This window comes from Candidatus Eisenbacteria bacterium, from assembly GCA_018831195.1.
Taxonomy (GTDB): Bacteria; Eisenbacteria; RBG-16-71-46; order CAIMUX01; family JAHJDP01; genus JAHJDP01.
Genome location: JAHJDP010000095.1, coordinates 53,121 through 68,410, shown reverse-complemented (window position 1 = coordinate 68,410; position 15,290 = coordinate 53,121). Strand labels below are relative to the sequence as shown.

Here is a 15,290-nt window from a genome sequence, read left to right as displayed (position 1 = left end):
ATCAGAGAGCCGGATCGACCGATGTCTTGGAAATTCATGGCAGTCTCATCCGCGCCCGCTGCGTCACTGATGGGGACATTGTGGAGGATTGGCGGCGTGTCGAAGAGTTTCCGCCAAGATGTCCCTGTGGCTCGTTGCTGAGGCCCGATGTCGTCTGGTTTGGAGAAACCCTGCCGCCGGGAGCGATAGAAATGGCGATGACCTGGGTTTTTGAAAGCGATCTGGTGATCGTCGCCGGGACCTCGGCCGTCGTCGCCCCCGCCTCGCTGTTGCCAGGATTTGCGCGGCAAAGGGGAGTCCCCATCATTGAAATCAATCCCCAGGAGACGCCGCTGAGCCCTGTAGCCACACTTCATCTCCAAGGTCGCGCGGGTGAACTCCTTCCGCGAATCATCGGCGAAGAGGGAACCTCCGAGAGGTCCGGGGGTTTCGCAGAATAAGCTGAAGCAAGAGCCGCAATAACCCGAATCACATGGAGTTGCCGATTGGATTCCTGGAACCTTCACATCTTAGCGCCCCCATCGATTTTCTGGTGGTTGGGGCTGATCCTTGCCTTGGCGATCGCTGTATGGACCTATTTCCGTCTGCGCGCCCCTCTGAGACCAGGCCTCGTTTGGAGCCTGCGGATCCTTAGGATTGCCGGCTTCTTGCTGATCCTGCTGCCCCTACTCGAGCCGGTTCTAAGCCGGATAACGGATCATGCGGGTCCTTCACCACTCCTGCTGCTTGTCGACTCATCAGGGAGCATGGAGTTCCCCGAGGGTGGCGACGGCAGTAAAGATTTGCGGTCCTCGCGCCTCGCCTCGGCCTACGAGCTGTCGCGGGAGATCCAGGATAAGTGGTCCGGTGATTACCGCATAACCGCTCTGAATTTTTCAGAGAAGGTATCCGCTGCCGGCCCATCCAATGATTCTCTTCGCGCCATGGGTGCTGGGCCCACCGCTTTAGGTGACGCCTTGGAGGAGGCTCTTTCCTCGACTTCTCAGGGGCCCCTCTCAGGAATCCTGGTGCTGTCAGATGGCGTTAACACAAGCGGGAAGGATCCTCTGGTCATCGCCCGCAACAGCCCGGTGCCGATTTACACGATCTGTCTCGGAGATTCAACCCCGCCGCCCGATCTCATGATCCGGCAGGTGCAGACGAATCCCGAGGCGACCCTGGGAGAGCTTCTCCCGATACAGGTCACGCTCGAATCGTGGGGGGTTCAAGGGCAAACGGTTCAGGTGGAGGTGATCGACGGTTCCCGGGTCCTGGGTTCCCAGCAGGTTTTGTTAAAGGGGAATGATGGAGAGGCCCAGGATATTCGAATCGAAGTCCGTCCCCAGCGCCCGGGATTGACACTGTATCAAATCCAGGCCCGCCTGCCGGAAGGCGACGATTCGGTACCCGTGAATAATACGAGGCTCGCGGCGGTTGAAGTGCGGGAGTCGTCGCGCCGTGTCTTGATCATTGATCCCAATCCGGCATGGGATTTCACTTTTCTGAAGAGAACATTAGAAGCCGACAGCTCTCTGATTTTAACCGCATTAATACAGGATTTGGAAAACCGCTGGAGAGTCCTCGGCGATCCCATTGTTTCACATTGGCCGGCGGGAATGGAAGAGTGGCGTCATTTCAGCGCCGTGCTTCTCATCGGTGGCGATCTGCCGGGCGAACGAATCTCGGAATTGATCCAATCGGTCGCTGAGGGTTCGGGTCTTCTCTTTCTTCCCGGATCGACGGGTTGGGATCCCATCGGGCGTTCAGAGCTGGGAGACCTTCTGCCCGTCCGCCTCCTGGGATCCAGACCGGGGACACCCGCGCCGGGTTTCGTTGAGTTAACCGAGGCGGGTCAAATCGATCCCCTGACCCTTATCAATGACAGTCCCCACCAAAACGCCTTGCTTTGGTCTTCTCTCCCGCCGGTCTGGCCGGGGCCCCAAAGGGTTGCGGCGAAGCCCGGTGCCAGGGTTCTTATCCGCTGGAAAGAAAATCCGATGGAGCCGGTCTTCTCCGTGGCAGGCTATGGCAAGGGCCGGGTCGCGGCCTTGTCGGCCTACGGTATCTGGCGATGGATCTTTTTGCCGCGCTCGGTTGAGGGTGGTGTGGCGGTGGCGGAACCCTTTCTCCGGCAGACGATCCGATGGTTGATGGAGCCCTCAACACAGGACCGATACCGGATTGTCGCCGTAAAAAAGGTCTTTCAGAACGGCGAGGCGGTTCAGTTTGAGGGGCGTCTCAGAGATGCCTCTTATCATCCCTTGGATGGCGCGGTTGTGGAGATGCAGGTTGAGTCGGAGGATCATTCAACCTCCCGCCGGTTCCGGATGATCCCAACGGGGGATGAGGGGGAATATCGGGCCGGATTGGATCCGCTGGCTCCCGGAAGGTACGATTTCGTCGCCCGGGTCACGACGCCCACCGGGGAGCGTGATGAGCGGGAAGGCCAGTTTTGGATCGAGGCGATGGGGGCGGAGGCCTACCGGACCTGGTCGGACCCGAGGACTCTACGGCAATTGGCGCAAATGACGGATGGGAGAATAGGCGATCCCAAGGATCTGGAAAGTCTCCGTAGGGGGGTGGGTCGAACGCACCGTAAGGCCCAGGAAATCCACCAAGCTGATCTGTGGAATCATGGGATTCTCTTTGCGGCCTTCACCCTCTTCTTGGGGATCGAGTGGTTTATCCGCCGCCGCCGGGGATTGGCTTGAGAACCCCGCCCTTGGGTTAAATCCCATCATTATGGTAAACTTTGAAGTTCTTGGAGGCCCTGCGGTCATCTGAACCAAAGGAAAACAATCTGGTTGAGGAGCTTATTTATGATGCAGTGGACTTGGAATCATGTGTGTCTTATCGGTCTGACAGTTTTTCTGTTGATTCTCGGCCCGGCTTGCGGGAGCAAAGAGAAGGCGGATTCTTCGTCGACCTCCGAGACAAAAGAAGTGGCCGGCGAGATCGAAGGGACTATTGAAGAGGGTGAAGCCGAACCAGAGGGCGACATGATCGCCGACATTCTGAATTCGGAAAGCGATGAGCTGGAAGAAGATGCCGCCGGAACAGAAGAAGAGGTTTTCTCGGTCGAACCGGCGCATCTCCCGCCGATCAATGCCCGTCGGCCCGCGCCTGGTTTCACACTGTCGGATCTTTCGGGGAACCAGGTCAGTCTTTCCGACTACAGGGGCAAAGTTGTTATCCTTGATTTTTGGGCGACCTGGTGTCCTCCCTGCCGCATGGAGATTCCGCACTTTATCGATCTTCAGAATCAATATCGCAGCAAAGGTGTGGAGATCGTCGGTATCGCCATGGATCGGGATGGTATCAAGGCGGTCCTGCCCTTTGTACAAAAACAGAATGTCAATTATGTCTCGTTGATCGGGACCGGGAAGGTCACCAGTGACTACGGTGGCGTTCGCTCTATCCCTACGACCTTTGTCATCGATCAAGAGGGGCGTATCGTGACTCAGCATGTTGGATTCACGGAACGGAAGGTCTTTGAGAGCGAGATTGTCGCCTTATTGCAGGAGGGCTAAGGGGAAGGGCGGGGGCCGAAAAGAGCGGTCCCCACTCGAATCATCCGGCTCCCTTCTTCAATCGCGATTTCAAAATCATCCGACATTCCCATCGACAAAAAACGGAACTCAGCACCTGGGCGGTTCCGTTTTTTTTCTTTCTCAAACAGATCGGCGACCCTCCGAAAAGCCTTGCGGATCATCGATGGATCATCCGTCAGCGGGCCCACCGTCATCAGCCCCTTGACCCGGATTTTGTCCATGGTGACCAGCTTGTCCAGAAAGGCGGGGAGTTCATCCGGATCGATTCCATGTTTTGTGGTTTCTTCCGCGATTTTTATCTCAACGAGACAATCCAGGGGTGAGGCCAGCCGTTTCTGCAGGGCGTCCGCCAACTCTATCCGGTCCAACGACTGAAGGAGACGGATTCTGCCCAATATTTTATTGATCTTGTTTGTTTGAAGCGGGCCGACCATGTGCCAGATCAGCTCTACGGCGGGAAGGGCGTCCTGTTTTTCGACCAGCTCTTGGACCCGGTTTTCACCCACATGCCGGATGCCCACCTGGGCGGCGGTTGCAAGAACGGCCGGCGGAAATTTTTTTGTGACCCCGACAATCGTAATCTCCTCAGCCGATCGCCCCACCCGCCGTGCAGCTTCGGCCACCCGCGCCTGAAGGTTCTGGAATCGTTCTCTTAAAAGATCTTCATTCATCCATCAACTCCCGGACTTTAATTGGACCCCTACAAGACATAACATTCTTCAGGGGATTTGACCACTGCGGCGAACGGATCAATAAAGGTTTGGCGGCCATGGAGACCGCGCTCAGAGGACTCGACGCGGGTTCATCTCTCCGTTACGATCTGAAACAGGTTCATTTGATCGACTGGAGATCCCTGAATAGGACCAAAGGGAGGATAGCGAAGGCGTGAGTGAAAAGGACCAGCACGACGAAGAGCGGATGGGGGAGCATCTCCGCTCCAGACGGGAAAAGATCGACCGGATAGAGGCGCTGGGCGGCAATCCCTATCCTCATACGTTCCGGCGGACGCATCTTTCGCAGGACATTCTCGATAACTTCCAAGAACTCGAGGAGAAAGGGAGCGTCCGTTGCTCGGGCCGTATTGTGGCTCTCCGGGAGATGGGCAAGGCTTCCTTCTGTCATATCACCGATCCCTCCGGCCGGATCCAAATCTATGTGCGGCGGGATGAAGTCGGTGAGACCGAGTATGAGATCTTCAAGCAGGTCGATTTGGGAGATCTTCTGGGCGTCGAGGGGGTCCCCTTCCGGACGCGGACCGGCGAGATTTCCGTGCGCGCTGTGCGAGCGGACATTTTGTCGAAAAGCTTGCGGCCGATGCCGGTTGTGAAGGAGAAGGATGGCGTGCGGTATGATGCCTTTCAGGATCGGGAGGCGCGGTACCGGTATCGCTACATCGATCTTATGGTGAATCCTGAGATTCGTGAGGTTTTTAAGACCCGGTCAAAGATTCTCTCCATCACGCGCCGCCTGCTCGACGAGAAGGGTTTTATGGAGGTTGAAACGCCTGTCCTTCAGTACCGGTATGGCGGGGCCATGGCGCAACCCTTCACAACCCATCATAACGCCTTGGGCGTAGACCTCTTTCTGAGGATTGCTGAAGAGATCCCGTTGAAGAAACTGCTCGTCGGCGGGTTGGAGCGGGTCTATGAGATTGGAAAAGTCTTCCGGAATGAGGGGATCGACCGGATGCACAATCCAGAATTCACCCTGCTTGAATTCTATTGGGCGTATGCCGACTACCATGACGCGATGGACTTTGTAGAAGAGATCTTCCGTCGTTTGATATTCGAGGTCACAGGCGGATATCGGATCAGCTGGGGCGGTGAGGTAATTGACCTCGAAACGCCTTTTCGGAAAATCCGAATGGTTGAGGCTGTGCGTGAGGTTTTGGGAGCCGATCCGATGACAGAATCAGAAGAGCGGATCCGTGGAATGATCAAGCAAAGAGGAAAGGAAGCGCCCGGGTGGCACCAGCGCGGCCACCTCATTGAAGCATTGTTCGACGCCACGGTCTGCCCGCAATTGATGCAACCGACATTTGTGATGGATTATCCCCGGGAAATTTCACCACTGGCCAAGAAGGTCCGCGGCGGAGATGGGAGTGTGGTCGAACGTTTCGAGCTCTTTATCAATGGGCAAGAGTTTGCGAATGCCTTTACGGAATTGAACGATCCCCGGGACCAGCGCGATCGTCTCGAAGCCCAGATGAAGCTGCGCGAGCAGGGAGATGAGGAAGCGCAAACCCTCGATGATGACTTTATGACCGCAATGGAGCATGGGATGCCGCCGGCGGCCGGGGTGGGAATCGGGATGGATCGGCTCATCATGCTCCTAACCGGCTCTGATTCGATCCGGGATGTCGTTCTCTTCCCTCATCTCAAACCGTTGGATACGCCTCCGGATCCTGAGGATCGCTTCCCGGAATAGGCATGAAAGATTCGAATTCAAAGCCCCGCCGGCCAGGGAATCATAAAGAGGGCCCTTCTTCCTCAGAGCCCCGCTCGGGCGAGTCATTGCCATTGGGAGTTTCCCTGAATCCAGCGGCGGAAGAGGTGCGGGGGGATTCAGATTCGGCGTCTGACACCGTTTCCGAGTATGTGGTCGGGGCCTCCCACGCGATGCGGAAGATTCTTCACCTTGTGGATCGGATCGCGCCGACGGAAAGTCCGATTCTCGTCACCGGCGAGAGCGGCACGGGAAAAGAGAAAATCGCCCGGGTTATACATTACCAAAGCCGTAGAAGCCGTGGGCCCTTTGTTCCCGTCAACACCGGTGCTATCCCGGATGCGCTTTTCGAATCCGAGCTCTTCGGTCATGTGCGCGGGGCTTTCACCGACGCCTATCGTGAGAAGAAGGGTCTCTTTCTCCTCGCGGATGGTGGCACCCTTTTTCTCGATGAGATTGGAGAGATGAGCCCGCCAAGCCAGGTGAAGCTGTTGAGGGTCTTACAGGATAGAATGGTCCGGCCCGTGGGTTCCGAGGATTCCTTCCGCGTCGACGCTAGAATCATCACCGCCACGAATAAGGATTTACGGCGGGAGATGGAGGAAGGCCGCTTTAGAGAAGATCTCTTCTATCGCCTGAATGTCCTCCGGTTGCACATTCCGGCCCTTCGAGAGCGGCGGGAGGATATCCCCTACCTGGCCCGCTACTTCCTTGAGAGGATGGCCCGCGAGCAGAATCGTGAGGTGCCGCGGCTTTCCGATCCGGCCTGGGGGTATCTGATGCATTACACCTGGCCGGGAAATGTAAGGGAGCTGGAAAATGCCATGGAGCGTGGTCTGGCCATTAGTAATGGCGATGTCATTATGCCCCAGGATCTCCCTCCGGAGATAACGGAGCGGGGGCTCCCCCGCCTGGGAGCCGGACAGCACGAGGGGTATCCCGAGACCCTCTCGCTGGAAGATGTGGAGGCCCTTCATATCCAAAAGGTTCTTCGAAAGATGGCCGGAAATCTGGGGAAAACCGCCGACTCACTGGGGATATCTCGGACGACCCTTTGGAGAAAAATGAAGCAATACAACCTAGATGTTCCGAAATGAAACGACCCGTGACGTTTCAATGTTGAACGTTTTGTGATTTTCTCCGATTTTCTAAATGACAGAGTGACTATAACCCATTAATTTACAACAAGATGAATAATTTTTCCGATTATTCTATTCCGGTATGTTCCTTGCATCTATTAAACCCGTTGACCCGGCCAGATCGGCTGGAGGGATGAGATTCAGAAAAAGAAGAGGTGAAGACCATGGCAAAGATCATTGGAATCGATTTGGGCACGACAAACTCCGTCGTCGCCGTTGTGGAAGGTGGGGAGCCGCACGTCATTACGAATGAGGAGGGGAACCGGACGACCCCGTCGGTTGTGGCCTTCCGGTCGGATGGAGAAATCCCTGTTGGGGTTCTCGCAAAACGCCAGGCGATTACCAATCCCCAGAACACAATCATGTCGATCAAGCGCTTCATGGGCCGGAAGTTCGATGAGGTGGCCACCGAAATCTCGACGGTACAATATAACGTTGTTCGGGGGCCGAATGATACGGCGCGCGTTAAGATCGGTGACAAGATCTACTCCCCACCGGAGATTTCAGCCAAGGTCCTGCGCAAACTCAAGGAAACCGCTGAGAGCCATCTTGGTGAAAAGATTACACAGGCCGTGATCACCGTGCCGGCCTACTTTAACGATGCGCAGAGAAAGGCGACACAGGAAGCCGGGAAGATCGCCGGTCTGGAAGTGAAGAGAATCATCAACGAACCGACAGCGGCAGCCCTGGCTTATGGCCTCGATAAAAAGAAAGATGAAAAGATCGCCGTCTTCGATCTGGGTGGAGGGACCTTTGACATTTCCATCCTCGAAATCGGTGAGGGTGTCTTTGAGGTCAAAGCGACCAGCGGCGATACGCATCTCGGTGGAGATGACTTTGATCAGCGGATCATGGATTGGATGGTCACGGAATTCAAGAAGTCGGACGGTGTCGATCTGCGCCAGGATCCGATGGCGTTGCAGCGGCTTAAGGAGGCCGCGGAAAAGGCGAAATGTGAACTTTCCTCGACGCCCCAAACCGAAATCAGTCTTCCCTATGTGACGGCCGACAGCAGCGGTCCGAAGCATTTCAATATGACCCTGACGCGGGCGAAGTTTGAGCAGCTGGTGGATGATCTCTTTCATCGTGTGGAAGGACCTTGCCGGCGGGCATTGAAAGACAGCGGGCTTGACACGGCGGGGATCGATGAGGTCATTCTCGTCGGAGGTTCCACGCGAATCCCGCGCGTTCAGGAGCTCGTCCGGGAGCTTTTCGGGAAAGAGCCGAACAAGGGCGTTAATCCTGATGAGGTCGTAGCCCTCGGCGCCGCCATTCAGGGCGGGATCCTGGCGGGCGATTTCAAAGATAAGGACATGGTGTTGCTGGATGTAACACCGCTGTCGCTCGGTATCGAGACCCTTGGTGGTGTTTTTACAAAGCTGATCGACAGGAATACGACCATCCCCACACGGAAGAGCAATATCTTCTCTACGGCCGGTGACAACCAGCCCAGTGTGGAGGTTCATGTGCTTCAGGGCGAGCGTCCCATGGCGGTGGATAACAAGAGCCTTGGGAAATTCATGCTCGACGGTATCCCACCGGCGCCGCGCGGCATTCCCCAGGTTGAAGTGACCTTTGATATCGATGCCAATGGGGTCCTAAATGTGTCGGCCAAGGACAAGGCGACGAGCAAAGAGCAGTCCATCCGGATCCAGGGCTCCAGTGGTCTCACTGGTGAAGAGATTGATCGGATGGTAGGAGATGCCGAAGCGCACGCTGACGAGGATCAGAAACGCCGGGAGTCAGTAGAGACGCGCAATAACGGTGAACAACTGGTTTACGGCACCGAAAAGAATTTGAAAGATATGGAAGGCAAGCTGGATGCGGACACCAAGGCGTCGGTTGAGAGTTCTCTGGAAGATCTACGGACGGCATTGAAATCGGACAGCGTCGAGCAGATCAAGGGTGCGACGGAAAAGCTGCAGAAGACCTGGCATGAAGCCGCATCGAAGATTTACTCGCAGGCGACCGCTGGTGGTCCGGAGACGGGTGCCCCTGGTCCCGATGGCGCCGCCGGCCAAGCTCCTCAAACCCCGGATAAGGAGAAGAGTGGCGAGGAACCGATCGACGCTGATTATGAGGTTGTGGACGAAACAGAGAAGTAATCCAGCGTGTCGCCCAGGGGCGCGGCGGCTTAAGGAAGTGAGGTTGAGATGGCCACAGAAGAGCAGGATCATCTTTTTCTCATACTTGCATCCCAGCTTCGGGACGCGGCCTGGATGGGATTGGGGAAAGCCGAACATCCGGTGACGGGAAAGACTGAACGCAATCTTGATCTGGCCCGGTTTCAAATCGACATGCTGGGCATGTTGAGTGACAAGACTTCCGGACGGTTGAACAAAACGGAATCGCAGTTCCTTGAACAATCCCTGACGCAGTTGCGATTGGCCTATGTAGAAGAGATGAATAGATCATCGAAGGAAAAGGGAGATGACGCCGCCGTCGATGGAACGGTGTCGGCTGAAGGTGCCGGCGGTCAGGGGGGAGAGGAAACTTCCCCTTCTGAGGATAAGCCGGAAGGATAAACAGAAAATCTCGGCAAGGGGGATGTGACACTGATGGTTCGCGGCAAAATGGGCAGACGCGGAAAAGAGCAGGGTGAAGCTGAGGTTAAAGATGCCGTGGCAGCGACCTCGAACGATTCAACCCCATCGATGACCCCATCGGAAAACGAGGAGGGCTTGACGGGAAAGGTCGTGGGCCTTACCCAGGATGAAGAGCCGGGATCTGAGGAAGAGCAAAGATCCTATAGAGAGTTGGAGCTCCTCGATAAGTATCAGCGCCTCCTGGCAGAGTTCGATAATTTTCGGAAAAGAGCCCGCCGGGAGGCGGAGGATCAAGACCGGCTGTCCCGCGGCCGGCTACTACTGAAGATTCTTCCTGTCCTTGATGACTACGACCGGGCGCAAAAGTCATTCTCTGAAGGGGAACGATCGGATAGTGAGGCTCTCCTTACGATCCTGCGTCGATTGGCCGAAATCTTGAGTAGGGAAGGGTTGGAACCCATAGGGATGGCTGTAGGGGACGGGTTTGATCCCGCTTTCCAAGAAGCCATTGGGGCCCTTCCGTCTGAAGAGATTCCGGCTCAGCACGTGCTCGATATCTTCGAACGAGGGTACCATTTCGATAAAAGGCTGCTTCGACCGGCCCGGGTGATGGTCTCGACCGGCCCCGCCGCGACGCAGCAGGATGAGGTATCCCGGGAGGAAGCCGAAGCGTGCGATCCTGAGGAGAGATCACCCGATGGAACCAACCGCCCTCATCCTGACGAATGACAAGGCACTGAATGAACGGATCCTGACCTATCTCAGACCCCACCCACTGAAGCTGATCAGTCAGCCAACGAATGATCTTGATTCGAGTGATCCGATTGTCTGCGATCTGGCGATTATCGATCTTCCCGGTTTGATTGCGGCGGCTCGATGGGTGCCGAGGATCAAAGCCGCACGGAGGTCGTGCCAGATCATCCTGATGACGCCGGGCACGGATCCGCCGAACCCGGAGGAATTGGAATCCTGGGGTGTGCGGACCTGGTTGGGACAGCCGGTCGATCAGGATCACTTGTTAGAGATCATCTCACGAGGTGTGCGTTCCCTCATGTCCCGGATGAGGGAAGGGACACGCTCCCCCCGTTCGGAATCGAGTTTTAAGAATCTGATCGGGGAGGACCCGGCCTTCTTGGAAGTATTGGAAACAGCTCGAAAGGCCGGCGCCAGCTCGCAGACGACGGTCTTGATCCGCGGCAACACAGGGACCGGAAAACAGCTCTTTGCCCGCGCGATTCATGAAGAGAGCCCGAGATCGGGCGGCCCCTTCCTCGATATCAATTGTGGTTCGCTGCCGGTCGCCCTTCTGGAATCGGAGCTTTTTGGTCATGAGAAGGGCGCCTTTACGGGAGCAACGCATCAGAAGCCGGGTCTCTTGGAATTGGCGAACGGCGGCACCGTCTTCCTTGACGAAATCGGCGAGCTGGAGCCCACGCTGCAGGTGCGGATTCTAAAATTTCTCGACCAGCGCTCCTTCAGGAGAGTGCAGGGGCTGCAGGAGATTCAGGTCGATGTGAGGCTGGTCGCCGCTACCCATAGGGATCTTGAAAGCGATGTCCGGCGGGGTCTGTTCCGGGAGGATCTTTATCACCGGCTCAATGTTTTAACATTACGAATCCCCTCACTTGTCGAGCGCCGTTCCGATATATCTCTTCTAGTGGAGCATTTCACCAAGCTCAATGTCCGGCGCCTCGGCGCGCGCATCACGGGACTCTCAGAACGCGCCCTGGAAACACTTGTACGATATCCATGGCCTGGAAATGTGCGGGAATTGGAAAATGTGATCGAGCGCTGTGTTCTTCTCCACAAAGAGATTCCCATACTGGATCTGGAACATCTTCCGATCGATCTTGTCCGGCATGTTGCACGAAATGAAGAGGGCGCCCATCTCCCCCCAGCCGCTCTCCCTGCGGCCGCATTCGGTTTTGATCCCGCCCATCCGGCCACTCTGGGAGGGGGACTAAGGGTAGAACTCCCGAATGAGCCGGTGGCCTGGGACGATATTGAACGAGCGGTTTTAAACACGGCGCTTCTTAAAGTGGGGGGCAATATTTCCGAGGCGGCCCGGCAGCTGAAGATGGGGCGGGGGCAATTGCGGTACCGACTCAAACGCTTGGAGATTGAACTACCGGGACCTCAGCGTTACCGGCCGCGTCGGCGAAGCCGGCGCCGGAACCCCCAACCCCGCGTCGCCTGAGGTTCCTCTCCCTCAATGGGCGGTGTTGTACAGGGTTGAACGAAGATCTGCTTGGCGATATCCTCATCAATAGCCAAATCCGTTTGGCCTATGCGAATCAAGAGAGAAGGGCGCTGCTGGAATAGTTGTATCACGGCCTGTGGGACAATGCCGTATTGACTGAGATGTGCGATTCTCTTTCTCGGCCCAGGACTCATAAAGACTATTTTCCCCCACTGACCTACATTTAAATTTGCCAGAGGAATGACAAACGAGGATTCATCCTTGGCGCCGTTGAAGATGCGACAGCAATCGCCGGGAGGGATTGGCCGGCCGTGCGGGCATTGTGAGGGGTGGCCAAGAAATGTACAAACCCGCTGGACAGCCTCCTCCGTCAGCAGATGCTCAAAAGCACAAGCTCCTGTTTCCATATCCCTTTCACTCATACATAGGAAATCCTGAAAGAGGGTCTCCGCGAGCCGGTGCCGTCTGAGGATATTCCGCGCCCTCTTTTCACCGGCCGGCGTGAGGGTGATGGATCCAGCTTCGATCGTAAGGTACTTCTCTTCCGAAAGATCCTTCAGGAGCTGCTCTGGATCAGGTTCTGAACACCTTTTGAGAAAATCCTCTTTCCCGCAGAGTCTGTTTTCGCGAAGGACATAAAGACACTCCAATCCCTCATCCAATCGTTCTTCCCGCCGGAATGTTTCCCTTCTGCCGGCATGGTGGTGTAATCCGTTCCGGTTGTTTTGTTCCCCCGCGTTCTCTTCCGGGTTGTTCTTTTCTGTTGTCATTAATCTCTCTCTTTATTCGACCGGGACTCAGACCGGGATTCCCAGCCACCCGACCAGACGTTGTATGATTCCCCCCACGAGAAAAGCGAAGGGGAAAATAAAGGCCATCATGATGAGAGCGACGCGAAATCCGAATTCCTTTATTATCATGAAAACATTCGCAATACATGGAACAAACAGGGTTATGACAATCATGCTGGTGAGAACCTGTGCTGTATTGAGTATCGCATCGGGTCCTGTCGCCGCATCAAGGAGAAAGACCGCTCCGTAATCCCGCCGGAGAAATCCGATAAGAAAGGCTTCCGTTGTTTCCCGGGGAAGTCCAAGGACTCCCTCTACAACAGGAGCCCCCATTCGATGAAGCCAGCCCAGAAGTTGGAATTTATCAAAAAGAAAGAGGATAAATGTCCCAAGAATAAAGAGAGGAATGACCTCTCTGAGATACCAGATGATGCGGGCTCCGGTTTTTTGGAAGACATTGGAAAGAACCGGCCGTCTCAACGGCGGGATTTCCATCAGAAAATCAGCCGGGGGTCCCGGGATGATCTTGGAAGCGAGGTGTCCCACGCCGAAAAGAATTCCCAGCAGGGTAGCGGTCCAGATCAGCGCCCCGTAAATCGTCAGGCGGCTGATCATGGCCAGAAGGACGCCCAGTTGAGCGGAGCAGGGAATAACCAGGGCCAGAAGAAGTGTTGTGATGATACGCTGCTTGCTCGTTGACAGGATCCGGGTCGACATTGTGGCCATTGTATCGCAGCCGAGTCCCAAGACAAGGGGAAGGACCGCGCGGCCGTTGAGCCCCATCTTGCGGAAGAGTGAATTGACCATGACGGCCAATCGGGGAAGATAGCCGGAGTCCTCCATGAGGCTGAAGAGCAGGAAGAAGGTGCCCACAATCGGAAGGATAATTGCAAATCCATAAGCCAGCGCCATGGTGAAAAGGCCGAAAGGTCCCACGAGAAAATCGTGTAGAATCTGGAAGGATTTTTGAAGGTTCGTTAATTCGCCCGTTATTGTATAAGTCGGCTGTAGAGCTTCCGTCTTATGACCCACTCCAAGCGGAAGCGAGGTTTGTGGGGTCAGGGGGATTTTTAATTCCCAACCGGTCTCCTCAACATCATGCTGATGCGGGAAGGGTAAGATGCTGTCGGTGGCCTTGATGGCGAGGGGGCTGATGGCTTGGCCAAAGAGCCCGGTTTCCATGAGATCAACCAGGGTTCCGGCCCCCAGCAAACCGACGAACCAAAAGGAAAAATAAAGTATGAGGGCGAGGATGAAGAGACCCTTGACGGGATGACTCGACCAACCTCCGAGACGGCGGCTCCATCCAGAGGTTCGCTGGACCGTTTGTTGAAAACACTTGTCCAGGATCGCGGCCACTCTCTCATTTCGGGCGTTAAAGATTATTTCGCTGAGAGGCCGTCCGGCCTTGCGTTCCGTTACGGCGCGGATCCCTTCCAAACGTCCCAAAATCTCCAGGGACAGTTTCTCGCGCAGCCAATCGGCCAGAGACTCGTCGCTCTGAAGAATGAGAAGGGCGAGGGCCCGAGGCGTCAGTCCCGTATCAGACGGCAAGAGGTCTTCCAAATCAGCGATGGCATGCTCGATGACCAGGGGGTATTGGATCGCCGTCACAGCGTGGGCCGGTGCGGGTTGCGTTGAAATCAGCTGCCGGAACCCCTGGCGTCGTATCGCCACGGTGGCGACAACGGGACATCCCACTTGTTGATGCAGCTTTTGCGTATCGATCCGGATCCCCCGCGCCCGGGCTTCATCGAGCATATTCAGGACGAGCACGATCGATCGGCCCGCCTCGGCCAGCTCTAATGTCAAATGAAGGGTTCTGGAAAGGTTCTTGCCGTCGCCGACCTGGATGATATCCGCCGTAGGATGGGTCATGAGGATATCCCGTGTCACTCGTTCATCATTACTCATCGGAAGCAATGAGTTCGTTCCCGGTGTGTCCAGGATGGTCGCATCCCGGTCCTTAAACTTTGCGACTCCCTGAGTGACCTCCACCGTTGTACCGGGATAGTTTGAGACCGCGACATAACGGTTCGTCAAGGCGCCAAAGATGGCGCTCTTGCCAACATTGGATTGCCCCACCAGAAGAAGGGAATGGGTCGATTCAGGCGGATTGGGGGATTTTGATTCAATCGATTTCTTCACGCCTGTGCCTGGGATTCAGATTTAATCAAGCATTTGGGGCAAAGGCCGTACATCTCATGGACATGGTCGATGAGCTCAAACCCTCTGTCTTGGCAGATCCTTGTTTGGTTGGCTTCGATTTGAGGCGATTGGAACTCCTCAATGGATCCACAGCTCAGACAGATGAGGTGATCATGATGTCCCTCATTGAGAACAGCTTCGTAAAAGCTGCGATCATGGCCGAATGTCGACTTGCGAAGGATGCCGCATTCCTCCAGGAGCATCAGCGTCCGGTAGACGGTGGCCCGGCTGACACGGCGCCGGCTGCGGCGCAGTCGTTGGATCAGCTGTTCCGCTTCAAAGTGCCGGGGGGCGCGAAGGATTTCCCTAACGAGCGATTCCCGCTCTTTCGTCATCCGGAGGCTTCGCGTCGCCAGGAATTCTCGGAATTGCGCCAAAATGGCGGTTTCATCAGAAGACATATCGGTTCCCTTTGGCTGTGTATATAATCA

At 55.8% G+C, this 15,290-nt stretch carries 13 protein-coding genes; 9 read left to right on the top strand and 4 right to left on the bottom strand.

The window, feature by feature from the left end:
- The 3 genes from KJ970_16765 to KJ970_16755 all read left to right on the top strand — a co-directional run.
- The coding region (locus KJ970_16765) for an NAD-dependent protein deacylase (protein ID MBU2692568.1) at window positions 1–440 on the top strand (440 nt) is incomplete at its 5' end.
- Window positions 441–485: 45 nt separating this feature from the next.
- A complete protein-coding gene (locus KJ970_16760) occupies window positions 486–2,690 on the top strand; it encodes a hypothetical protein (protein ID MBU2692567.1) in 2,205 nt (734 codons plus the stop codon).
- A gap of 108 nt (window positions 2,691–2,798) precedes the next feature.
- On the top strand, window positions 2,799–3,509 hold the full coding sequence (locus tag KJ970_16755) for a TlpA family protein disulfide reductase (protein MBU2692566.1): 711 nt from the start codon (window positions 2,799–2,801) through the stop codon (window positions 3,507–3,509).
- Here the strand turns inward: KJ970_16755 and KJ970_16750 are convergent.
- Window positions 3,506–4,201 (bottom strand): YggS family pyridoxal phosphate-dependent enzyme, encoded by a 696-nt coding sequence (locus tag KJ970_16750; GenBank protein ID MBU2692565.1) that lies wholly within the window; start codon window positions 4,199–4,201, stop codon window positions 3,506–3,508. The genes KJ970_16755 and KJ970_16750 overlap by 4 nt on opposite strands.
- Window positions 4,202–4,448: 247 nt before the next feature.
- Between KJ970_16750 and lysS the strand changes: the two genes are divergently transcribed.
- From lysS to KJ970_16720, 6 genes are all read left to right on the top strand, one after another.
- Window positions 4,449–5,957 (top strand): lysine--tRNA ligase, encoded by a 1,509-nt coding sequence (gene lysS / locus KJ970_16745; GenBank protein MBU2692564.1) that lies wholly within the window; start codon window positions 4,449–4,451, stop codon window positions 5,955–5,957.
- A 125-nt stretch (window positions 5,958–6,082) separates the two neighbouring features.
- Window positions 6,083–7,072 carry a sigma-54 dependent transcriptional regulator gene (locus KJ970_16740; GenBank protein MBU2692563.1) on the top strand — a complete coding sequence of 330 codons (990 nt, stop codon included), beginning with the start codon at window positions 6,083–6,085 and terminating at the stop codon, window positions 7,070–7,072.
- 206 nt (window positions 7,073–7,278) lie between these two features.
- On the top strand, window positions 7,279–9,219 hold the full coding sequence (gene dnaK, locus KJ970_16735) for a molecular chaperone DnaK (protein ID MBU2692562.1): 1,941 nt from the start codon (window positions 7,279–7,281) through the stop codon (window positions 9,217–9,219).
- A gap of 48 nt (window positions 9,220–9,267) precedes the next feature.
- Window positions 9,268–9,639 carry a DUF1844 domain-containing protein gene (locus KJ970_16730; GenBank protein ID MBU2692561.1) on the top strand — a complete coding sequence of 124 codons (372 nt, stop codon included), beginning with the start codon at window positions 9,268–9,270 and terminating at the stop codon, window positions 9,637–9,639.
- Between the two features lie 48 nt (window positions 9,640–9,687).
- The gene (locus KJ970_16725) at window positions 9,688–10,389 is read left to right on the top strand and encodes a nucleotide exchange factor GrpE (GenBank protein MBU2692560.1); all 702 of its coding nucleotides are present in this window, start codon (window positions 9,688–9,690) and stop codon (window positions 10,387–10,389) included.
- Entirely contained in the window at window positions 10,358–11,857 is a 1,500-nt protein-coding gene (locus KJ970_16720; GenBank protein ID MBU2692559.1) for a sigma-54 dependent transcriptional regulator, read from the top strand. The genes KJ970_16725 and KJ970_16720 overlap by 32 nt, the downstream gene beginning before the upstream one ends.
- Here KJ970_16720 and KJ970_16715 read toward each other — a convergent pair.
- From KJ970_16715 to KJ970_16705, 3 genes are read right to left on the bottom strand one after another with little or no spacing between them, the layout of a single operon-like run.
- Window positions 11,803–12,630, bottom strand: a complete 828-nt coding sequence (locus KJ970_16715; GenBank protein MBU2692558.1) for a metal-dependent transcriptional regulator — start codon at window positions 12,628–12,630, stop codon at window positions 11,803–11,805. The two genes, KJ970_16720 and KJ970_16715, sit on opposite strands and share 55 nt — an antisense overlap.
- Window positions 12,631–12,657: 27 nt before the next feature.
- Window positions 12,658–14,799, bottom strand: a complete 2,142-nt coding sequence (locus tag KJ970_16710; protein MBU2692557.1) for a ferrous iron transporter B — start codon at window positions 14,797–14,799, stop codon at window positions 12,658–12,660.
- The gene (locus tag KJ970_16705) at window positions 14,796–15,260 is read right to left on the bottom strand and encodes a transcriptional repressor (GenBank protein ID MBU2692556.1); all 465 of its coding nucleotides are present in this window, start codon (window positions 15,258–15,260) and stop codon (window positions 14,796–14,798) included. The genes KJ970_16710 and KJ970_16705 overlap by 4 nt, the downstream gene beginning before the upstream one ends.
- Window positions 15,261–15,290 lie beyond the last annotated feature (30 nt).

What these genes read in the sequence shown, in the direction of transcription:
- KJ970_16705 (MBU2692556.1), bottom strand. Translation starts at nt 15,260, where the DNA reads ATGTCTTCTGATGAAACCGCCATTTTGGCGCAATTCCGAGAATTCCTG.
- KJ970_16715 (MBU2692558.1), bottom strand. Translation starts at nt 12,630, where the DNA reads ATGACAACAGAAAAGAACAACCCGGAAGAGAACGCGGGGGAACAAAAC.
- lysS (MBU2692564.1), top strand. Translation starts at nt 4,449, where the DNA reads ATGGGGGAGCATCTCCGCTCCAGACGGGAAAAGATCGACCGGATAGAG.
- KJ970_16755 (MBU2692566.1), top strand. Translation starts at nt 2,799, where the DNA reads ATGATGCAGTGGACTTGGAATCATGTGTGTCTTATCGGTCTGACAGTT.
- dnaK (MBU2692562.1), top strand. Translation starts at nt 7,279, where the DNA reads ATGGCAAAGATCATTGGAATCGATTTGGGCACGACAAACTCCGTCGTC.
- KJ970_16725 (MBU2692560.1), top strand. Translation starts at nt 9,688, where the DNA reads ATGGGCAGACGCGGAAAAGAGCAGGGTGAAGCTGAGGTTAAAGATGCC.
- KJ970_16750 (MBU2692565.1), bottom strand. Translation starts at nt 4,201, where the DNA reads ATGAATGAAGATCTTTTAAGAGAACGATTCCAGAACCTTCAGGCGCGG.
- KJ970_16720 (MBU2692559.1), top strand. Translation starts at nt 10,358, where the DNA reads ATGGAACCAACCGCCCTCATCCTGACGAATGACAAGGCACTGAATGAA.
- KJ970_16730 (MBU2692561.1), top strand. Translation starts at nt 9,268, where the DNA reads ATGGCCACAGAAGAGCAGGATCATCTTTTTCTCATACTTGCATCCCAG.